The sequence below is a fragment of the Rhodopseudomonas infernalis genome, from assembly GCF_022271405.1.
Lineage (GTDB): Bacteria > Pseudomonadota > Alphaproteobacteria > Rhizobiales > Xanthobacteraceae > Rhodopseudomonas > Rhodopseudomonas infernalis.
In genome coordinates this window covers 19,239-39,246 of sequence record NZ_JAJNAL010000001.1, presented here as the reverse complement: position 1 = coordinate 39,246, position 20,008 = coordinate 19,239, and the positions used below count along the sequence as shown (strand labels likewise).

General features: G+C 64.4%; 17 protein-coding genes and 1 pseudogene. 14 read left to right on the top strand and 4 right to left on the bottom strand.

All coding sequences use genetic code 11. The annotated features are described in order from the left end of the window. The first annotated feature begins 198 nt into the window (after positions 1-198). The 5 genes and pseudogenes from cysS to LPW26_RS00165 form a co-directional block, all read left to right on the top strand. Positions 199-1,590 (top strand): cysteine--tRNA ligase, encoded by a 1,392-nt coding sequence (cysS, locus tag LPW26_RS00180; protein ID WP_238732214.1) that lies wholly within the window; start codon positions 199-201, stop codon positions 1,588-1,590. A 244-nt stretch (positions 1,591-1,834) separates the two neighbouring features. Next, positions 1,835-1,966, top strand: a complete 132-nt coding sequence (locus tag LPW26_RS25330; protein ID WP_263858942.1) for a hypothetical protein — start codon at positions 1,835-1,837, stop codon at positions 1,964-1,966. Positions 1,967-1,969: 3 nt separating this feature from the next. Beyond that, a complete protein-coding gene (locus LPW26_RS00175; RefSeq protein ID WP_238732213.1) occupies positions 1,970-2,479 on the top strand; it encodes a GNAT family N-acetyltransferase in 510 nt (169 codons plus the stop codon). After that, on the top strand, positions 2,476-4,074 hold the full coding sequence (gene cimA / locus LPW26_RS00170; RefSeq protein ID WP_238732212.1) for a citramalate synthase: 1,599 nt from the start codon (positions 2,476-2,478) through the stop codon (positions 4,072-4,074). The genes LPW26_RS00175 and cimA overlap by 4 nt, the downstream gene beginning before the upstream one ends. A 124-nt stretch (positions 4,075-4,198) precedes the next feature. Next, a pseudogene (locus LPW26_RS00165) lies at positions 4,199-4,504 on the top strand (thiamine pyrophosphate-dependent enzyme); the annotation flags it as partial. Between the two features lie 6 nt (positions 4,505-4,510). On the opposite strand, the gene LPW26_RS00160 reads toward LPW26_RS00165, so the two are convergent. Beyond that, positions 4,511-5,110: an LOG family protein gene (locus LPW26_RS00160; RefSeq protein WP_238732211.1), complete on the bottom strand. Its 600-nt coding sequence runs from the start codon at positions 5,108-5,110 to the stop codon at positions 4,511-4,513. Positions 5,111-5,294: 184 nt separating this feature from the next. On the opposite strand from LPW26_RS00160, the gene LPW26_RS00155 reads away from it, so the two are divergent. The 9 genes from LPW26_RS00155 (at position 5,295) to LPW26_RS00115 (ending at position 15,822) form a co-directional block, all read left to right on the top strand. Further along, a complete protein-coding gene (locus LPW26_RS00155) occupies positions 5,295-7,250 on the top strand; it encodes an ABCB family ABC transporter ATP-binding protein/permease (protein WP_238732210.1) in 1,956 nt (651 codons plus the stop codon). A 48-nt stretch (positions 7,251-7,298) separates the two neighbouring features. After that, positions 7,299-7,997 carry a phosphatidylserine decarboxylase gene (locus LPW26_RS00150; RefSeq protein ID WP_238732209.1) on the top strand — a complete coding sequence of 233 codons (699 nt, stop codon included), beginning with the start codon at positions 7,299-7,301 and terminating at the stop codon, positions 7,995-7,997. A 74-nt stretch (positions 7,998-8,071) separates the two neighbouring features. After that, positions 8,072-8,941, top strand: coding sequence for a CDP-diacylglycerol--serine O-phosphatidyltransferase (gene pssA / locus LPW26_RS00145; RefSeq protein ID WP_238732208.1), 870 nt, complete (start codon positions 8,072-8,074; stop codon positions 8,939-8,941). A 435-nt stretch (positions 8,942-9,376) separates the two neighbouring features. Further along, on the top strand, positions 9,377-10,150 hold the full coding sequence (locus LPW26_RS00140; protein WP_119858024.1) for a motility protein A: 774 nt from the start codon (positions 9,377-9,379) through the stop codon (positions 10,148-10,150). 30 nt (positions 10,151-10,180) lie between these two features. Then, the gene (locus LPW26_RS00135) at positions 10,181-11,002 is read left to right on the top strand and encodes an OmpA/MotB family protein (protein ID WP_238732207.1); all 822 of its coding nucleotides are present in this window, start codon (positions 10,181-10,183) and stop codon (positions 11,000-11,002) included. Between the two features lie 110 nt (positions 11,003-11,112). Next, a complete protein-coding gene (locus LPW26_RS00130; RefSeq protein ID WP_238732501.1) occupies positions 11,113-13,011 on the top strand; it encodes a potassium transporter Kup in 1,899 nt (632 codons plus the stop codon). A gap of 200 nt (positions 13,012-13,211) precedes the next feature. Further along, positions 13,212-13,538, top strand: coding sequence for a rhodanese-like domain-containing protein (locus tag LPW26_RS00125; protein ID WP_238732500.1), 327 nt, complete (start codon positions 13,212-13,214; stop codon positions 13,536-13,538). A gap of 7 nt (positions 13,539-13,545) precedes the next feature. Beyond that, positions 13,546-14,700, top strand: a complete 1,155-nt coding sequence (locus LPW26_RS00120) for an aminotransferase (protein ID WP_238732206.1) — start codon at positions 13,546-13,548, stop codon at positions 14,698-14,700. A gap of 39 nt (positions 14,701-14,739) precedes the next feature. After that, positions 14,740-15,822, top strand: a complete 1,083-nt coding sequence (locus LPW26_RS00115) for a polyamine ABC transporter substrate-binding protein (RefSeq protein WP_238732499.1) — start codon at positions 14,740-14,742, stop codon at positions 15,820-15,822. A gap of 15 nt (positions 15,823-15,837) precedes the next feature. Here the strand turns inward: LPW26_RS00115 and LPW26_RS00110 are convergent, their stop codons facing one another. The 3 genes from LPW26_RS00110 to LPW26_RS00100 form a co-directional block, all read right to left on the bottom strand. Then, positions 15,838-17,799, bottom strand: coding sequence for a B12-binding domain-containing radical SAM protein (locus LPW26_RS00110; protein WP_238732205.1), 1,962 nt, complete (start codon positions 17,797-17,799; stop codon positions 15,838-15,840). Between the two features lie 250 nt (positions 17,800-18,049). Further along, a complete protein-coding gene (locus LPW26_RS00105; protein ID WP_238732204.1) occupies positions 18,050-18,982 on the bottom strand; it encodes a lipid A biosynthesis lauroyl acyltransferase in 933 nt (310 codons plus the stop codon). Further along, positions 18,982-20,004 (bottom strand): zinc-binding dehydrogenase, encoded by a 1,023-nt coding sequence (locus LPW26_RS00100; RefSeq protein WP_238732203.1) that lies wholly within the window; start codon positions 20,002-20,004, stop codon positions 18,982-18,984. The genes LPW26_RS00105 and LPW26_RS00100 overlap by 1 nt, the downstream gene beginning before the upstream one ends. Positions 20,005-20,008: the final 4 nt, after the last annotated feature.

Sequence of the window (20,008 nt, the reverse complement as noted above, 5' to 3'; positions counted from 1 at the left end):
CGAAAATCGGTCAGCAGCACGACCTAGGGCGTTTGCCGGGCTTGACGCGCCCCGGCCGGCTGGCCATGGTGCGGGAATGAACGGTCTTTTCTCGATTTGTGGCATTTGCCGCGAGATTACGAGCTAGCTCAACGCTGGCTGAGGCCGTCTTTTCTCTCATGAGATCACTGGACGCCCGGCCGCAGGGGACGGGAATCCATGGCTTTGCGCCTTTACGATACGCTGACCAAGGAGAAGCGCGACTTCGCGCCGCTCGATCCGCACAACGTGCGGATGTATGTCTGCGGGCCAACGGTCTACGACTTCGCCCATATCGGCAATGCCCGGCCGGTGATCGTGTTCGACGTGCTGTTCCGACTGCTGCGGCACCTCTACGGCGCCGACCAAGTCAAATACGTCCGCAACATCACCGACGTCGACGACAAGATCAACGACCGCGCTGCGCGTGACTATCCCGGCCTGCCGCTGAACGAGGCGATCCGCAAGGTCACCGAGAAGACCGAGCAGCAATTCCACGACGACGTCGATGCGCTCGGCTGCCTGCGGCCGTCCGTCGAGCCGCGCGCGACCGAGCACATCGCCGAGATGCGGGCGATCATCGAGAAGCTGGTCGCCGGCGGCTTCGCCTATGTCGAGCAGGACCACGTGCTGTTCTCGCCGGCGGCGATGAATGCGGCCAACGGCGTACTGCCGCGCTACGGCGCGCTCGCCAACCGGTCGCTCGACGAGATGATCGCCGGCGCCCGCGTCGACGTCGCGCCCAACAAGCGCGACGCCACCGACTTCGTGCTGTGGAAGCCGTCGAAGCCCGGCGAGCCGTCGTGGCCGTCGCCGGCTGGTATCACCACCGAAGGCCGGCCGGGCTGGCACATCGAGTGCTCGGCGATGTCGTGGAAGCATCTCGGCGAAACCTTCGATATCCACGGCGGCGGCATCGATCTCGTCTTCCCGCACCACGAAAACGAAGTCGCCCAAACCTGCTGCGCCTTCCACACCGAACGCATGGCCCAGACCTGGATGCACAACGGCTTCCTGCAGGTCGAAGGCGAGAAGATGTCGAAGAGCCTCGGCAACTTCATCACCATCCGGGAGTTGCTGGCGACCGACAAGTTCGGCGGCAGGTCCTGGGACGGCGCCACGCTGCGTCTGGCGATGCTGAAGACTCACTACCGGCAGCCGATCGATTGGACGGTCGAGTCGCTGCACGAGGTGGAGAAAGCTGTTCTCGACTGGTCGGACTTCACGAAGGACGCAACGCCGGCGAACTGCGACGAGGTGATCGCTCCGCTCACCGACGATCTCAATACGCCGAAGATGATCGCGGAGTTGCACGCGCTGCGCCGCGCGGGGAAGGCCGAAGAACTACGCGGCGCGATGCAGCTGCTCGGCATTGCGCCGGTGGTGCGTGCCCCCGTCGATCTCGACGCGACCGCAACGTCGTTGATCGATGCTCGCACCGCTGCCCGCGCGCGCAAGGACTTCAAGGAATCCGACCGCATCCGCGACGAGCTTGCCGCGATGGGCATCACCATCAAAGACGGCAAGGATTCCGACGGCAAGCCGGTGACGACCTGGGAGATCGCGCGATGAGCGTCCACCTCCGCGCAGTCATTCCGGGGCGCGCGCCTTCGCGCGAACCCGGAATCCATACCCCCTGGAATCACGGCAGGCGCACGGACTTCAATCGCGAGGCCAGGGGGTATGGATTCCGGGTCTGCGCCCTGCGGGCGCATCCCGGAATGACAACCGAGAGGAAACGGGGCGCGATCGGCGCTGCACAGATCCAGCGCATCGCCCTCGGATTGAAATCAACTGCGCAGCGGGAGCTCGCTCGATGACCAACCCGAAGCCGACGTCGCGGCCGGACACGCCTTTTCCGAAGCACTGGCTGTACTACATCGCTATCAAGATCGCGCTGCTCGGCGGCGCGACGGCGCTGGTGCTCAAGCTTTACGGGTTCTGGTGAGTCATGGGTGCGAGTGAAAAGCCCGGTCTGCGGCCGTACCTGCCCGAGGACGCCCAGATCGCAGCGGCGATCTTTGTGGCGGCGATCGAGCAACTGACTGACGACGATTACAGCGAGGCGCAGCAGGAGGCGTGGTCCGCGGTCGCCGACGACGACGCAAAATTCGCCGCGCGGCTCGCCTCGCAGCTTACACTGATTGCGACGCTGGGCGGCGCGCCGGTCGGGTTCGCCTCGCTGAAGGGCGCCGATCACATCGACATGCTCTATGTCCATCCGGATTTCACCCGGATGGGCGTTGCGACTTCGCTGATCGACGCGCTCGAAAAGATCGTCGGCGCCCGCGGCGTGCAGGCGCTGACGGTCGACGCTAGCGACAACGCCGCCGAGTTCTTCACGCGCCGCGCCTATGTGGCGACGCGGCGTAACACGGTCACCATCAACGGCGAATGGCTCGCCAATACTTCGATGAAAAAGACGCTCGCGGACCCCGCAGCGCCGGGAGCGGATCAATGAGTCGCGAACGACTGTATCTCTACGACACCACGCTGCGCGATGGCGCACAGACCAACGGCGTCGACTTCACGCTGCATGACAAGAAGCTGATCGCCGGTCTGCTGGACGATCTCGGCCTCGACTATGTCGAAGGCGGCTATCCGGGCGCCAATCCGCTCGACACCGAGTTCTTCGCTGAGGATCAGAAGCTCAGTCATGCGACGTTCGCGGCGTTCGGTATGACGCGGCGGCCGGGCCGCTCGGCATCCAACGATCCGGGCGTCGCGCTGCTGCTCGAGGCCAAGGCGGGCGCGATCTGCTACGTGGCGAAGTCCAGCGAGTATCAGGTCCGCGTCGCGCTCGAAACCACCAACGAGGAGAACATCGCCTCGATCCGCGACAGCGTGGCGCTGGCGAAGGACAGAGGTCGCGAAGTGCTGGTCGACTGCGAACACTTCTTCGACGGCTACAAGGAAAATCCGGATTTCGCGCTGCAATGCGCCGAGGCGGCTTACCAGTCCGGCGCGCGCTGGGTGGTGCTGTGCGACACCAATGGCGGCTCGATGCCGGATGAGATCGAAGCCATCGTCGGCGAGGTGGTCAAGCGCATCCCCGGCAGCCATGTCGGCATCCATGCCCACAACGACACCGAGCAGGCGGTGGCGAATTCGTTCGCCGCCGTGCGGGCCGGCGCGCGGCAGATCCAGGGCACGCTGAACGGTCTCGGCGAGCGCTGCGGCAACGCCAACCTGGTGTCGATGATCCCGACGCTGAAGCTGAAGAAGGAGTTCGCCGACAAATTCGAGATCGGCGTCTCGGACGAGAAGCTGTCGACGCTTGTGCAGGTGTCGCGCGCGCTCGACAACATCCTCGACCGCGCCCCCAATCCGCATGCGCCCTATGTCGGCGGCAGCGCCTTCGTCACCAAGACCGGCATCCACGCCTCGGCCGTGATGAAAGACCCTCACACTTACGAGCATGTCGCGCCGGAGACGGTCGGCAATCATCGCAAGGTGCTGGTGTCCGATCAGGCCGGTCGTTCCAACGTGGTGGCGGAACTGGAGCGCACCACCATCCAGTTCGACCGCAACGATCCCAAGCTCGGCCGTCTGATCGAGAAGATGAAGGAGCGCGAGGCGGCCGGCTACGCCTACGAGACGGCCAACGCCTCGTTCGATCTGCTGGCGCGCGGCGTCCTCGGCAAGGTGCCGGAGTTCTTCCACGTCGAGCAGTTCGACGTGAATGTCGAGCAGCGCTACAATTCGCACGGCAACCGCGTCACCGTGGCGATGGCGGTGGTCAAGGTCGTGGTCGACGGTGAAACGCTGATCTCGGCTGCCGAGGGCAACGGCCCCGTCAACGCGCTCGACGTCGCGCTGCGCAAGGACCTCGGCAAGTACCAGAAGTACATCGAGGGATTGAAGCTGGTCGATTACCGCGTCCGTATCCTCAATGGCGGCACCGAGGCCGTGACTCGGGTGCTGATCGAGAGCGAGGACGAACTCGGCGAGCGCTGGACCACGATCGGCGTGTCGCCGAACATCATCGACGCCTCGTTCGAAGCCCTGATGGACTCGGTGGTCTACAAACTGATCAAGAGCAACGCACCGATGTAGTCTCGCCAAGGCCTATCCCGTCTTTGCGAGCCGAAGGCGACGCAATCCAGCCCCGTGCATCGAGCTGGATTGCTTCGTCGGTTTCGTCTGCTCGCAATGACGGCCGCATCGCGGTGCTCGACTCGGCGGCGCCTACACCATGCAGGCATTGTGGACGATGGCGCGGGAGAAGCTCGACGTCACGGTGGTGATCTACGCCAACCGCTCCTACGCGATCCTCAATGTCGAGCTGCAGCGGGTCGGCGCGTCAGGCGCTGGCGCGAATGCGCTGTCGATGCTCGACCTGCACAATCCGGAAATGAACTGGACGAAGATCGCCGAGGGCCTCGGCGTCGAGGCCAGCCGCGCGACGACCGCCGAGGAATTCGCGGCGCAGTACGGTTCGGCGATGAGCCAGCGCGGCCCGCTTCTGATCGAGGCGATGATCTGAACCGGCTTAGAGTTTGCTCGCGACCTCGGGGGCCATCTCCCTGGCCTGATCCGGCGCAGCGGCTGCGCGCAGCTTCGGGAGGATGTCCGGTACGCGGTCCGCGGTGAGCACCTTGACCGACATCGAGGCCCGGATGAAGGCTGTGTCGGTCATGTGCGTCAGCAGGCCGAGCAGGGGGTTCCAGAAGCCGTCGATATTGGCGATTAGGATCGGCTTGCGATGGCGGCCGAGCTGCTGCCAGGTCATCTGCTCGACCAGTTCCTCGAGCGTGCCGATGCCGCCCGGCAGCGCCACGAAGGCGTCGGAGCGCTCGAACATCAGGCGCTTACGCTCGTGCATGTCGTCGGTGACGATCAGGTCCTGGACGCGCTCGAGCGCGATTTCCTTGGTGCGGAGGAAGCCGGGTATGATGCCGGTGACGGCGCCGCCGTGATCGAGCACAGCCTTCGCGACTGCGCCCATCAGCCCGATCGCGCCGCCGCCATAGACCAGCGTGATCCCGGCTTGTGCCAGTTCCTTGCCGAAAGCTTCGGCGGCTTCCATGAAAAGCGGGTTCGTGCCGGGGCCGGAGCCGCAATAGACGCAGACAGTCTTGATTTCGCTCATGGTGGGCGATGTGGCACCGGACCATCACAGCGTCAAGACAGCGCCTGCGTTGCGCAGCGCAACAGTCTGTTATGACACAAACAATTCCGCCATCAGGGTGCACGCGGCGGGCGAAACATTATATGAGATCACATCCGATGCATTTCTGTTCGCCCGTCCGGGCGGACCCTTTCAGGCAGTCTTGATGGCGCACCCACATTCTCACTCGCCGAGCGGTCCTTCGGTCGCAACCCCGGAGGACGCCGTCGCCCAGAAGGCGACGCTCGGCGGAACGCTGGTTCATCTCTGGCCGTATATCTGGCCCGGAGACCGGGCCGACCTGAAAATGCGGGTGATGTGGTCGGTGGTGTTGCTGCTGATCGCCAAGGCGGCCACCCTGGTTGTGCCGTTCACCTTCAAATGGGCGACCGACGCGCTGACCGGCGCCGACACCGCGCCGGTGGCGCCCTCGAACTGGACGCTGTGGCTGCTGGCGTCGCCGCTCGCGCTGACGCTGAGCTACGGCCTGACGCGGGTCCTGATGGCGGTGCTGACGCAGTGGCGTGACGGTATGTTCGCCCAGGTGGCGATGCATGCAGTGCGCAAGCTCGCTTATCGTACTTTCGTGCACATGCACGAATTGTCGCTGCGGTTTCACCTCGAGCGCAAGACCGGCGGCCTCACGCGCGTACTGGAGCGCGGCCGGCTCGGAATCGAAGTCATCGTGCGGATGGTGATCCTGCAACTGGTGCCGACCATCATCGAGCTGACGCTGGTGATGGCCGTGCTGCTGTGGCAGTTCGACTGGCGCTACGTCGCGGTGATCATGGCCACCGTCGTGGTCTATATGTTCTACACCTACAAGGCGACTGAATGGCGGATCGCGATCCGCCGGCGGATGAACGATTCCGACAGCGACGCAAACCAAAAGGCGATCGACTCGCTGCTGAACTACGAGACGGTTAAGTATTTCGGCGCCGAAGAGCGCGAGGCGCAGCGCTACGACAAATCGATGCGGCGTTACGAGGATGCGAGCGTGTCGACCTATACGTCGCTCGCCGTCCTCAACGCCGGGCAGGCGGTGATCTTCACGTTCGGGCTGACCGGCACGATGCTGATGTGCGCCGCGGGCGTGCGCAACGGCACCAATACGGTCGGCGATTTCGTGATGATCAATGCGATGATGATCCAGCTGTATCAGCCGCTGAATTTCATGGGCATGGTGTATCGCGAGATCAAGCAGGCGATCATCGACATCGAGAAGATGTTCGCGGTGCTGTCGCGCAATCCCGAGGTCAAGGACAAGCCGGGCGCCAAGCCGCTGCTCGTCGCGAGCGGCACCTTGCAGTTCGACGATGTGCGCTTCTCTTATGATCCGGCGCGGCCGATCCTTAAGGGGCTGAGCTTCGAGGTGCCGGCCGGCAAGACGGTGGCGATCGTCGGCCCGTCGGGCGCGGGCAAGTCGACGATCTCGCGGCTGCTGTTCCGGCTGTACGACATCTCCAGCGGCGCGATCCGGATCGACGGCCAGGACATCCGCGACGTCACGCAGACGTCGCTGCGCTCGGCGATCGGTATGGTGCCGCAGGACACCGTGCTGTTCAACGACACCATCCGCTACAACATCCGCTATGGTCGCTGGGACGCGACCGACGCCGAGGTGGAGGAGGCCGCGCGCACCGCCCAGATCGACTCCTTCATCAAGGCGTCGCCGAAAGGCTACGAGACCGAGGTCGGCGAACGCGGGTTGAAGCTGTCGGGCGGCGAGAAGCAGCGCGTCGCAATTGCGCGAACGGTTCTCAAGTCGCCGCCGATCCTGGTGCTGGACGAAGCCACGTCGGCGCTCGACAGCCACACCGAGCACGAAATCCAGGGCGCGCTCGAGCGCGTGTCGCAGAACCGCACCTCGCTGGTGATCGCTCATCGGCTGTCGACCATTGTCGGTGCCGACGAAATCATCGTGCTGGATCAGGGCCGCATTGCCGAGCGCGGCACCCACGCCCAGCTGCTCGACCACGGCGGGCTCTACGCCAGCATGTGGAATCGGCAGCGCGAGGCCGAGGAGGCGCGCGAGCGGCTGGCGTTGATCGGCGACGAGGAGTCGCAGGCGCGACCAACGGCGCTCGACGACGATCTGGCAAGTTCGGCCGCGGCGGAGTAATCGTGTCGCAGCATCCGGCCCGTCGTCTTCGCAGCTAGGGGATCTTCCATGTCGATCGTCAATTCTGTCCGCGCCCAGATCCCGCCGGTCCATCGGGAAGGCTATCCATTCATCGCCGCCTTTGCGCTGGCGACGCTGGTTCTGTTCTTGATCTGGGCACCGCTCGGCTGGATCGGCGTCGTGCTCACGATCTGGTGCGCGTTGTTCTTCCGCGACCCGGTTCGGGTCACCCCTGTCCGTGAGGGGCTGGTGGTGGCGCCGGCCGACGGGCGGGTGTCGATGGTGGTGCAGATCATCCCGCCGCCGGCGCTCGGGCTCGGCGACAAGCCGCTGCCGCGGGTCTCGATCTTCATGAGTGTGTTCAACTGCCATGTGAACCGCAGCCCGGTCGCCGGCCGGGTCGAGCGCATCATCTATTCGCCGGGTAAGTTCATCAACGCCGAGCTCGACAAGGCCAGCGAGGACAACGAGCGCAATTCGCTGGTGATCTCGACCCCGACCGGCCAGATCGGCGTGGTGCAGATCGCCGGGCTGGTGGCGCGCAGGATCGTGGCGTTCGTCCGCGAGGGGCAGCCGCTGGCGGCGGGCGAACGATTCGGCCTGATCCGGTTCGGCTCGCGGCTCGACGTTTACCTGCCGGAAGGCACCAAGCCCCTAGTGTCCGAAGGGCAGACCGCGATCGCCGGCGAGACCGTGCTGGCGGATATCAGCCTCGGCGATGGCGGCCGGACGTTCCGGGCTGATTGAGGCGCGCAAAGCGTCGGCCCAACGGCTGCCATGATGGCGGCCCAGCCTGCGGGCTCCCGAGCGAGGCGACCGTGATGCACTACGACCAGACCCCACCCGAGACGCCGCGGCGCCGATTCGGCCCGATTCCGGTTCGGATGCTGGTGCCGAACGTCATCACGCTGCTGGCGATCTGCGCCGGCCTCACCGCGATCCGGCTGGCGACCGAAGGCCGGATGGAGCTCGCGGTGGCGGCGATCGTGTTCGCTGCGGTACTCGACGGTATCGACGGCCGGGTTGCCCGGATGATCAAGGGCCAGTCCAAATTCGGCGCCGAGCTCGACAGCCTCGCCGACTTCGTCAATTTCGGCGTCGCGCCTGGCCTGATCCTGTATTTCTGGCAACTCCACTTCCTGAGCAATGTGGGCTGGATCGCCGCGATGATCTTCGCGATCAGCGGCGGCCTGCGTCTGGCGCGCTTCAACGCGACCATGGACGATCCCAACAAGCCGGCGTTCGCTGCAAATTTCTTCACCGGTGTGCCGGCACCGGCCGGCGCGATCTGTGTGCTGCTGCCGGTCTATATGGCGTTCCTCGGCGCGCCGACGCCGCCTGCGGTTCTGACGGCGCTGTACACGATGTTGATCGCATTCCTGATGGTGTCGCGGCTGCCGGTGTTTTCCGGCAAGACGGTGAAGATGAGAGTCGCGCCCGAAATGGTGCTGCCGCTGTTCGTCTCGGTGGTGTTGTTCATCGCGCTGCTGATCGGCTATCCCTGGCACATCCTCTCGGCCTGTTCGCTGTTGTATCTGCTCAGCCTGCCGCTCGGCTGGCGGTCTTACCGCGATCACAAGCGCGATGCGGCCGCGCAGGTGCCGCAGCCGGCAGCTTCACCTTCCAAGAAGCCGACCCTGGTGGTTCCCGAGCAAGCCTCGCCGGAAGATCGGCCGAACCGGCTGAACTGATATCCAGCAGGCTTGCAGACGATTGCCGAGATTGCCGCTCGCCGACGCCGCTTGCATGGCTGACATTGATGCCGACGTGCGGCATCGACGGAATGTGACCGTCCAACCGACCTGATTTCAAGGTCGGTTGGTTCGTCTCGGCTGCTTTCAAGGTGACTGAGGATGACCGGGCATCACGAATGCCCTGGTCTCCGACATCCCGCCAGTCTCGGTCACAGGCGAGCCGCGACAACGGTGGTTCAAGACCGCATTACGGGGTCCGGTGCGTCGCACGCTGGGGTCTGTTGCCATTGGCAATTTAACGCCTCGTTAAGGCTTACAAATTGAGTAACTCGTCTTTAATGGCGGCCGCCTAAGTTGAGGCCGCGCAGCGCAGAATGTGCTGCGCCGCCTTCGGCCGAGGCCGATGTGCGTGTGCGCGTGTCGGAGTACAAGATGGATATCGCCACACTTCTCGGCCTGGTCGCGGGCGCCGCTGTCGTGTCTTCGCTCATCCTGATGGGCGGCAACTTCGGGATGTTCTACGACATCCATGCTGTCATCGTGATCTTCGGCGGATCCTTCGCGGCCACTCTGATCCGCTTCCCGCTGTCGGCGATGCTGCACGGCCTGCCTCTCGGTGCCAAATTCGCTTTCACGCTCAGCAATCTTTCCGCACGCGATCTGGTCGACGAACTCGCCCGCATCGCCGAAATCGCCCGCAAGTCGGGGCCGGTCGGCCTCGAAAAGGTCGAGGCGGACGATCCGTTTCTGGCCAAGGGCGTCCGCTACGTGGCCGACGGCTACGACATCGAATTCATTCGCGACAATCTCGAGCGCGATCGCGACAACTTTCTGCTGCACCTCAACGAAGGTTCGAAGATCTATCGCGCGATCGGCGACTGCGCGCCGGCGTTCGGCATGATCGGTACGTTGCTTGGCATGGTCCAGATGTTCTCCAACATGTCGGACCCCTCCAAGCTCGGTCCGTTCATGGCGGTGGCGCTGCTCGCAACACTGTACGGCGCCGTGGTAGCGAACCTGATCTGTCTTCCGATCGCCGACAAGCTGCACACCAAGCTGGTGGACGAGGAGACCAATCGGACGCTGATCATCGACGGCATCCTGATGATCCGCGATTCCAAGAGCCCGACATTGGTTCGGGAAATGCTTCTTGCTTATCTGCCGGAGAAGCATCGCCACACCGAGGACGAGGGCGTTCCCGCTTAGTCGGGTCGAGAGCAACCCGGAAAGCGAGCCATGGCCAAGAAGAAGCGCGAGGAGGCACACGGTGGTCACGGCTGGTTTGTGACCTTTGCCGACCTGATGGCGCTGCTACTCGCGTTCTTCGTGATGCTGACGGCGTTCTCCACGCAGGACAAGGACAAGCTCAAGATCGTCGCCGGATCGATGCGTGAGGCGTTCGGCGTGCAGTCCGACGCGCGCTACTCCGGCATCATCGAGAACGACGGCCTTCCCACCCGCGGCAAGGTCAAGAACACCGAGCACGTCAATCCGGAGCTGTCGAGCAGCAAGCCAGCGCCGGGCGATGTCAGCAAGGATGAGGGCGTTCTCACCAAGGAGGATCGCGAATTCGCGCTGGCCTCCGCCTCGCTTCGCCAGGCGCTGCAGGACATGCCGGAGATCGCCGAACTGTCCAAGAACGTGATGTTCGAGGAGACCAAGCAGGGGCTCAACCTCGAGATCATGGACCAGGACGGCCGCGCCATGTTCGCCGACGGCGCCAAGGCTCCGTTCGAACGCACCCGGCGCCTGCTGCAGCGATTGGCTGGACCGCTGCGCGCCACGCCGCTGCGGCTCACGATCTCGGGCCACACCTCCGCGGGCCTGATGCCGCAGCGTGGCGAGTATAACGGATTCGATCTTTCGGCCGATCGTGCCAACGCGGTGCGGCAGATCCTCGAGCGGGAAGGCGTGCCGACCTCGCACATCTTCGCGGTGACCGGCCGGGCGGATTCCCAGCCGCTGTTTCCGGAAGACCCGTCCATTGCCGCCAACCGTCGGGTAACCATCACGCTGATGCGCGAAAACCCGACCCTGCCGCCGGGACTGAAGCCGTAGGCTGACACCGCGATCTTGACGGCGTCCGGCAGCCGCCTGCACACTTATCCTAGCGATGCATGGCGGCCCCGGCTGGATCAATTCCGGTGGTCCAGCGTTCTACGGCGACCATGGCCCTCACCGAGGCATCCAAGCAGACGCCAGAAGCTCCCGCGGCGGCCGGATTCTGGACGCTCACAGTGGGTGGCATGGGCGTGGTGTTCGGCGACATCGGGACGTCGCCGCTGTATGCCTTCCGCGAAGCGGTGGCAGGCGCCGCCGGTGGCGAGCCCGCCACCCGGGCCATGGTGCTTGGCGTTCTGTCCTTGATTCTCTGGGCGCTGCTGATCGTCGTCACGGCGAAATACGTGCTGCTGTTGCTGCGCGCCGACAACAATGGTGAAGGCGGGACGCTGTCTTTGATGGCGCTCGGGCAGCGCGCGCTGCGTCGGCGCAGCCTGCTGCTGCTGACGCTCGGCGTCGTCGGGGCCTCGATGTTCATCGGCGATTCCATGATCACGCCGGCCATTTCCGTACTGTCGGCGGTGGAGGGGCTCAAGATCGCGGCGCCGGGACTCGAGCATTACGTCGTGCCGCTCACTATCCTCATACTGGTCATGCTGTTCGGGGTGCAGAGCAGTGGCACCGCGAAGGTTGCGCGGGCGTTCGGCCCGGTCATGTTCGTGTGGTTCGGTATCCTCGCCGCCATGGGACTGGCGCATATCAACGACGATCCGACCGTGCTGGCGGCGATCAACCCGTGGTATGCGGCGCATTTCCTTCTGACGCACGGCACCATCGGGTTGGTGACCCTCGGCGCGGTGTTTCTTGCCGTCACCGGCGGCGAGGCGCTGTATGCGGACCTCGGCCATTTCGGCCGGCGGCCGATCCAGGCAGGCTGGCTCGGCTTCGTGCTGCCGGCGTTGCTGCTCAATTATTTCGGGCAGGGCGCCCTCGTGCTGTCCAATCCGGCAGCGCTGGAGAACCCGTTCTATCGAATGGTGCCGGACAGCTTCGTGTTGCCGCTGGTCGGAATGGCGACGCTCGCCACGGTGATCGCCAGCCAGGCGGTTATCACCGGCGCCTACTCGCTGGTTAGCCAGGCGGTGCAGCTCGGCCTGCTGCCGCGCTTCGAGGTCCGCTACACGTCGGAAAGCCATGCCGGGCAGATCTTTCTGCCTCGGGTCAACACGCTGCTTTTGATCGGCGTTCTGATCCTGGTTCTGGTGTTCCAGAGCTCCAGCCGGCTTGCCTCGGCCTACGGCATCGCTGTGTCGACCACCATGGTGGCCGACGGCATCATGGGCTTCGTCGTGGTGTGGAAGCTGTGGGGCTGGCGACCGGCGACGGCGGCATTGCTGATCGTGCCGTTCGTGGCGGTGGACGCGATGTTCTTCAGCGCCAACCTGCTGAAATTGTTCGATGGCGCGTGGGTCCCGCTACTGTTCGGCCTGTCGATGGCGGCGCTGATCTGGACGTGGCGCAAGGGCGCCGCGCTGCTGATCATCAAGACGCGTCGCTCCGAAGTTCCTTTTCACGATCTGATCGGCAACCTGGAGCGGCATCCGCCGCACGTCGTGAAGGGCACGGCCGTCTTCCTGACCTCGGACCCGGACTACGTCCCCACCGCGCTGCTGCACAATCTCAAGCACAACAAGGTTCTGCACGAGCACAACGTGATCCTGACCATCGAGACGGCCCACACCCCGCGTGTACCGCCGTCCGAGCGGGTGCAGCTGGAGAAGGTCAGCGAGAAGTTCAGCAAGGTGCGGCTGCGCTTCGGCTTCATGGAGTCGCCCAATGTGCCTAAGGCGCTGGTGCTGGCGCGCAAGCTCGGCTGGCAGTTCGATATCATGACGACGTCGTTCTTCGTGTCGCGCCGCTCGCTCAAGCCGGCGGCAAAGTCCGCGATGCCGCGTTGGCAGAACAAGGTGTTCATCGCGCTCAGCCGGTCGGCAAATGACGCGACGGATTATTTCCATATTCCCACCGGACGGGTGGTCGAGGTCGGCACGCAGGTCACGATCTGACGAGCCCGCTTCCGAGCCCCTGCGACCAAAGGGGCGATGCATTTCGGGGCGAGAGCGGCTATCCAGCAAACATGACAGCAACTCTGTCCCGACGCTTGATTTTCCTCGCACTTGGCGCGACCTTGGCGGCGCAATGGCCGGCTTTGGTTCGCGTTGTTGCGCTATTTGGTCCGAACAGTGCGATCGCGGGAGAGAAAAGAGTGGCTGGCCAGGTTGAGGATTTGACGCCCGAGGAAGTCTCGAAGGGCATCAGCGAAGGGCGCTACCTGCTGGTGGATGTGCGCGAACCCAACGAGGTGGACGCGGAGGCCTATCCGGATGCAGTGGTGGTTCCGCTCTCGACCTTCGACCCGAAGCTGATCCCCGATCCGGCCGGCAAAGAGATCGTGTTCGCCTGCCGCTCCGGTAAGCGTTCGGTGACCGCCTCGCAGGCCGCGCAGGCGTCCGGCCTTGCCTACAACAAGCATCTGGCCGGCGGCATCCTGGGCTGGAAGGCGGCGGGCTTGCCCACCAAGCCGGGCCGCTGACGGCGCGATGAACAAGGTCTTTGCTGATCTGCCCGTCACGGTGTTCGAGGCGATGTCGCAGCTCGCCCGCGACAACAACGCGATCAACCTCGGGCAGGGGTTTCCGGACGATCCGGGGCCCGAAGACATCCGCCGCGCCGCCGCAGACGCCGTGCTGAACGGCTACAATCAATACCCGTCGATGATGGGGATACCCGAGCTGCGGCAGGCGATCGCCACGCACTACGCGCATTGGCACGGCGTGACGCTCGATCCGATGACCGAGGTGATGGTCACGTCCGGCGCCACCGAGGCGCTCGCCAGCGCCATCCTGTCGGTGGTCTCGCCCGGCGACGAAGTCATCGTCTTTCAGCCGGTGTACGATTCCTATCTGCCGATCATCCGGCAGGCTGGCGGCATTCCGAAGCTGGTGCGGCTCGAGCCGCCGCACTGGCGGATCACCGAGGAGGCGCTGCGCGCCGTCTTCACCCCGAAGACCAAGGCGATCCTCTTCAACAATCCGCTGAATCCCGCCGCGGTGGTGTATCCGCGCGAGGATCTCGAACTGCTGGCGCGGTTCTGCCAGGAGTTCGATGCGGTGGCGATCTGCGACGAGGTCTGGGAGCACGTCACCTTCGACGGCCTCAGCCACATTCCGCTGATCGCGATCGAAGGCATGCGCGACCGCTGTATCAAGATCGGCTCGGCGGGGAAGATCTTCTCGCTGACCGGCTGGAAGATCGGCTTCGTCTGCGCGGCGCCGCCGCTGCTGCGGGTCGCCGCCAAGGTGCATCAATTTCTCGCTTTCACCACGGCGCCGAACCTGCAAGTCGCGGTGGCCTACGGGCTTGGCAAGAGCGACGATTACTTTCTGCAGATGCGAAAAGATCTGGCGCGCAGCCGTGATCGGCTGGCGGACGGCCTCGCGCGGATCGGCCTGCCGGTGATCCGGTCGCAGGGCACGTATTTCCTCACCGTCGACCTCGCGCCGCTCGGTCTCAACGAATCCGACGAAGCATTCTGCAAGCGGATCGTCAACGACTACAAGGTCGCTGCGATCCCGGTGTCGGCATTCTACGAGGAGGAGCCGGTCACGTCGGTGGTGCGGTTCTGTTTCGCCAAAAACGATCAGACGCTGGACACTGCCCTGGAGCGTCTGTCGGATGCGGTGCACGGGCGGTAGGATCCCTAAATGAGTCATTCTCTTTCTCGGCCGCTGCTGATGCTGAGCACGGCCACCGCGCTCGTTCTGGGGACTGCCGCGTCCGCCCCGGCGCAGGATCGCACCGTCAATTTCTACAACTGGTCGAATTACGTCGCGCCGGGCGTGATCGAGGAATTCACCCGCGAGACCGGCATTAAAGTTGTCTACGACACCTTCGATGGCAACGAGACGCTGGAGACCAAGCTGCTGGCCGGCAAGTCCGGCTATGACGTCGTGGTGCCGACCGCTTACTTCCTGCAGCGCCAGATCGGCGCCAAGGTGTTCCAGAAGCTCGACACATCCAAGCTGCCGAATCTGAAGAATTCCTGGGACGTCGTCACCAGGAAGCTGGCGCTTTACGACCCCGGCAATCACTACGCCGCCAACTACATGTGGGGCACCACCGGCATCGGCTACAACGTCGCGGCTGTGAAGAAGATACTCGGCGGGGACGCTGCGATCGACAGCTGGAGCCTGGTGTTCAAGCCGGAGAACCTTGCCAAGTTCAAGGATTGCGGCGTGCAAATGCTGGATTCGGCGGACGACATCCTGCCGGCGGCGCTGACTTATCTCGGCCTCGATCCGAATTCGACCAAACAGGCGGATCTCGAGAAAGCCGCCGACGTGGTCGCGCAGGTGCGGTCCTCGGTACGCAAATTTCACTCGTCGGAGTATCTGAATGCGCTGGCCACCGGCGAAATCTGCCTGGTGGTCGGCTGGTCCGGCGACATCAAGCAGGCGCAGTCGCGCGCCGGCGAGTCGAACAACGGCGTCGAGATCGGCTACGCGATCCCCAAGGAGGGCGCGCAGATGTTCTTCGACAATCTGGCGATTCCAGCCGACTCCAGGAACGTCGCCGAGGCCCACGAACTGATCAACTTCCTGTACCGACCGGAAATCGCAGCGCGCAACTCCGACTTCCTCTCCTATGCGAACGGCAACAAAGCGAGCCAGGAATTCGTCAATCCGCGGGTCCTGAACGACAAGACGATCTATCCGGACGAAGCGATGCAGGCGCGGCTGTTCGTGATCACCGCACGCGATCCCGCTACACAGCGCGTGATCAACCGGCTGTGGACGCGGGTCAAAACGGGGCGCTGACGGCGCCCCGCCGGATCACGCGCTCGCGGCCAGCTTGCGTTCGGTCGGCCTGGAAACCGGCGCCGGTTCGAGCGACCTCAGATTGATCGTCCCGGGGAGGGCATGATCGGACGGCTTGTCGCCGACGCCGCGCATCGGGATGTTGCTCACCGGCGCGCGCTCGTGCCGCTCGATCTTGCTGCTGAACAGCCGCCAGGCCCATCCCGCCGTGCGCCGATAGGTGTGCGCCAGGCCGATCATGCCGTAGATCTGTGCGCCGGCATCAATTAGATGCGCGCGCAGCTTGAGCTGGAAACGGCGGCGCATCTTCTTGACCGCCGAGTAGTTCCGGACTTCTTCTTCGGGCCGCGTCTCGGCGCTTGAAAAGACGTTCGCCGATTTCGAAAACACCAGCGCCGACGCAAAGCGCACCGGATTGAAGAAATAGGTGTAGGCGAGCAACAGATTGATCTGTTTCAGCCACGGCCGCGCGTGCTTCGACGCGACGACGTAGTTGCCGTCCATGATATGCGGCTCGACGGTGACGTCGCCGGCCTTGCTGAAGGCGGAGCCGGACTCGAACACGTTCTCGTACCACTTCGATCCCGGCGCCGGCGTCAGCATCATCACCTGCGTAGTGATCGAGCCGGCCTTGCGCAGCAGGCGGATCTGATTGATCAGGCCGTAATTCGACTTCCACGTCACCAGCGGCTGGCTGTCGTGGTGCATCATCATCGGCATCGGCAGGATGTTGTTTTCGCGCAGCAGACGGAAGGCGAGTTCGGTCTTGTCCTTGTCCTGCGCCTTCTTCACCAGCGTTGCGGTCATATCCTCGACGCCGAGCCACACCGCGGCAAAACCGGCTTCGCGAATCAGCGGCAGGTGATCGCGCATGCCGACAGTGTCGTGTACGGTGACTTCAGTGCCGATCCGCACCTTGCAGAACGGTCGGCCGGTGCGCGCTTTCTTCGCGAGCGTCCCGGCGATGTCGAGCGTGCGCTGGGTGCTGTTGAAGAAGTTATCGTCGGCGCCGAAGAAGTGATAGATCCCGAACGTGTTGGCGATCTGCTCGATTTCCTCGGCGATCCGCTCGCCGCTTTTGGCGCGAAACTGCGACTGGTTGTAGGCCGGGATCGGACAGTACGAGCAGCGGAATTTGCAGCCGGCGGTCATGACGATGCCGGCGATCGGGCTGTGCCGCTTGACGCGATTGGCCGGCAGCGCCTGGCTCGCCAGCGTTGCCGCATTGCTGGGCGCCTCCAGCATCGTGTAGCCGTACATCGGGCTGGGCAGTTCATCGAGATCGCCGAGCAGGCGCTGCACCCCGGTGTCGACCAGTTCGTCGATCGGTCCGTTGGGCGAGGCTCGGTTCGCATAGACGATGCCCGGCACCTCATCCAGCGCGCCACTGGCTCGCGCGCGATGAAACACCGACCGCATCGACTCGCCATCGGCGCGCATCGACAGCAACACGTTGAGCAGATCGAGGAAGACGTATTCCTCACCCGTGACGGCGACGTCGGCGGACCAGTCGGCGTGACGATCGCCGCCGAAGACGTGCCAGGGCTCGAAACGGATGCGCGGGCCGCCGACCATGATCAGCGGCCGCTTGTCGGGTTCGATCAGGCAGGCTTCGCGGATCAGCCGATCGCATTCGGCCGAATGCAGATGCATGCTGGAGACCAGGAACAGATCCGGGATGCGGCCGTCGAGGCGCATTTGAAGTGGGCTGAAATTCCTATTCCACTGCTGCAGCACGATCCGCGTCTTGTGGAAGCCGACGTCGGCCAGCGCCGAACCGATCGCGCGCACACCGCCAGGAGCCAGACGCGTATCGGCGAGGACGAAGGGGAGGACCCGGGTGCGATGGTCGAATGCGTTGACGACAACGCTGGTCAGATCATGCCGAGCGGAAAGGCCGCGCAGGCGCTCCCGCAAGGCCGCCATCTTGCCGGGAACGAGAAGCTCATCGCCACGGGCACGCCTTGGAAGTTCCATATTGGCCTCGATACTAGCCGGATGTCCGCGAAGCGTTGCGGGCACTGTGAGGTTAATCCCGATGTCGGTCAAGCTGACGGGGAGACCTTGATGGTCGGATGCTAGTTACAGTTGCAGTGGGGCAACGTGATGGCCGAGAGCTATTTCGCTCACTAGTCCTGGAACTCCATGAGCCCGGCGGACTGGTCCGAAATTCCGATAACGAAGCCGCCAATTAGTGGCGGCCTGCTGCGTGCCAACTACGTCCGGCTCACCGCCACCTGCGGTGCAGCCACAGCCATTGTTCCGGCGTTTCGCGGATCCAGCCTTCGATGACCGCGGTCACGGTTTGCATCGTGCCCTGGATGTCGATCTGGCCGGTGGCGTCGCGGACGGGCTGAATTTCTTCAGTAAGTTCAGCGCGGAACTTGCCGTCCGGCATGCGGATCACGCGCGCCCCGTGCACGGGGCAGTCGATCTGTCGCAGCAGCCGCGCCAGCATCGGGTTGGCCTTACAGGTCCGACCGAAGAAGGTGACGTCGACGCCGTTGGAGAAATGCTGATCGATCAGCATCCCGACGTGCTTGCCCTCCTGCAGGGCCTGCGCCAGCTTGAACGGCGCGGTGCGGCCGGCCGCGATGAGTTGCCCCATCTTGACCGACCGGATTTCCTCGACGATGCGATCGGCAGCTTCGATGTTGGGGCGGCGATACAGCACGGCGGTGTCGAGGCCGTGCGCGACCGCGGCAACGGCGGGGAGTTCCCAATTGCCGAGGTGGCTGGCGAAGATCAGCGCCGGCTTGCCGTCGCTGCGGAGCTGCTCGAACAGTTCGAGCGAGCGCGGCGTCACCTCGATGCGGCTGCGCTCGGGATGATCAGGGTCGTAGTCCCAGACGGAGTCGAGGTGGGCGAACTCCGCGCCCGAGCGGCCGAGATTGTCCCAGACGCCGGCGAGGATCGTCTCGATCTCGTCAACGGATTTCTCCGGGAACGCGGCCGTGAGATTGTCGCGGCCGATGCGCTGTTCCGGCAGCAGCGGGCCGAGCTTGCGGACCAGCGCGCCGAAGAAGTCGGCGGTCTTGGCCGGATCGAACTTTCGCGCCAGATGCAGTGCGCCGATCGCCACCGAGCCGGCGGCCTTGCCGACCACCGTCTTGGCTGCGCGTTGGGCACGCAGCTTGGCGCGGTAGAGGGCGAGTTTCATCAGAACCGGACGATGATCTTGCCGAACACCTGGCGGCTTTCCATCCGCTTGAGCGCGGCACCGACGTCGTCGAGCGGCACTTCGGTGTCGATCACCGGCAGCATCCCGCCCGCCATCTTGTCGAGGCTTTCGGCGATATTCTTCATCGTCGCGCCGAACGAGCCGAAGATGCGGTACTGCTGCTGGAATAGCTGCATCAGATTGATCGTCGCGGTCGGACCGGAGGTCGAGCCGCACGTTACCAGACGACCGCCGCGCTTCATCACCAGCAGCGAGCCGTTGAAAGTATCAGCACCGACGTGTTCGAACACGACGTCGACGCCCTTCTTCTTGGTGATCTTGCGGGTCTCGTGCTCGAAGCGATCCTTGCGATAGTTGATCACATGGTCCGCGCCGAGCTTCTTGACGCCCTCGATCTTGCTGTCGTCGCCGACGGTGGTGATCACCGTGCAGCCGATCGCCTTCGCCATCATGATCGCGACGGTGCCGATGCCGGAGCCGCCGGCGTGCACCAGCACGGTTTCGCCGGGCTGCAGCTTGGCATTGTCGAACAGCATGTGCTGGACGGTCGAGAACGCGATCGGCGCGCAGGCGGCGTCGCGCAGCTCGACGCTGTCCGGCACCGGGATCACCAGCCGATCGGCGATGTTCATCAGCTCGCGGGCGAAGCCGTCGACGTGGAAGCCGATCAGTCCGCCGACGTTCTCGCAGAGATTGTCGCGGCCTTCCTGGCAGGCCTTGCAGTGCCCGCAGGTCAGCGCGCCATACATCACGACCTTCTGCCCGGGCTTGAAGCGGCTGACGCCTTCGCCGACCGCTTCGATCGTGCCCGACGCTTCGGCACCGACCACGATCGGCAGCTTGCGCTTGACGAAGGCCATGCCGCGATAGCCCCAGACGTCGATGTGGTTCAGCGCGACCGCGGCGATGCGGACCTGCACTTCGCCAGTGCCCGGGGGCGGGGGCGGCGGCAGATCTGCGACCGCGAGGTCGCGGTCGGCAACAAGAGTGAGCGCGCGCATGGTC

Excerpts from the sequence above, each read along its gene's own strand:
- cysS (WP_238732214.1), top strand. The coding sequence starts at position 199 with ATGGCTTTGCGCCTTTACGATACGCTGACCAAGGAGAAGCGCGACTTC.
- LPW26_RS00135 (WP_238732207.1), top strand. The coding sequence starts at position 10,181 with ATGGCCAAGAAGAAGCGCGAGGAGGCACACGGTGGTCACGGCTGGTTT.
- LPW26_RS00155 (WP_238732210.1), top strand. The coding sequence starts at position 5,295 with ATGGCGCACCCACATTCTCACTCGCCGAGCGGTCCTTCGGTCGCAACC.
- LPW26_RS00140 (WP_119858024.1), top strand. The coding sequence starts at position 9,377 with ATGGATATCGCCACACTTCTCGGCCTGGTCGCGGGCGCCGCTGTCGTG.
- cimA (WP_238732212.1), top strand. The coding sequence starts at position 2,476 with ATGAGTCGCGAACGACTGTATCTCTACGACACCACGCTGCGCGATGGC.
- LPW26_RS00100 (WP_238732203.1), bottom strand. The coding sequence starts at position 20,004 with ATGCGCGCGCTCACTCTTGTTGCCGACCGCGACCTCGCGGTCGCAGAT.
- LPW26_RS00105 (WP_238732204.1), bottom strand. The coding sequence starts at position 18,982 with ATGAAACTCGCCCTCTACCGCGCCAAGCTGCGTGCCCAACGCGCAGCC.
- LPW26_RS00175 (WP_238732213.1), top strand. The coding sequence starts at position 1,970 with ATGGGTGCGAGTGAAAAGCCCGGTCTGCGGCCGTACCTGCCCGAGGAC.
- pssA (WP_238732208.1), top strand. The coding sequence starts at position 8,072 with ATGCACTACGACCAGACCCCACCCGAGACGCCGCGGCGCCGATTCGGC.
- LPW26_RS00150 (WP_238732209.1), top strand. The coding sequence starts at position 7,299 with ATGTCGATCGTCAATTCTGTCCGCGCCCAGATCCCGCCGGTCCATCGG.
- LPW26_RS00115 (WP_238732499.1), top strand. The coding sequence starts at position 14,740 with ATGCTGAGCACGGCCACCGCGCTCGTTCTGGGGACTGCCGCGTCCGCC.
- LPW26_RS00130 (WP_238732501.1), top strand. The coding sequence starts at position 11,113 with ATGGCCCTCACCGAGGCATCCAAGCAGACGCCAGAAGCTCCCGCGGCG.
- LPW26_RS00120 (WP_238732206.1), top strand. The coding sequence starts at position 13,546 with ATGAACAAGGTCTTTGCTGATCTGCCCGTCACGGTGTTCGAGGCGATG.
- LPW26_RS00110 (WP_238732205.1), bottom strand. The coding sequence starts at position 17,799 with ATGGAACTTCCAAGGCGTGCCCGTGGCGATGAGCTTCTCGTTCCCGGC.
- LPW26_RS25330 (WP_263858942.1), top strand. The coding sequence starts at position 1,835 with ATGACCAACCCGAAGCCGACGTCGCGGCCGGACACGCCTTTTCCGAAG.
- LPW26_RS00160 (WP_238732211.1), bottom strand. The coding sequence starts at position 5,110 with ATGAGCGAAATCAAGACTGTCTGCGTCTATTGCGGCTCCGGCCCCGGC.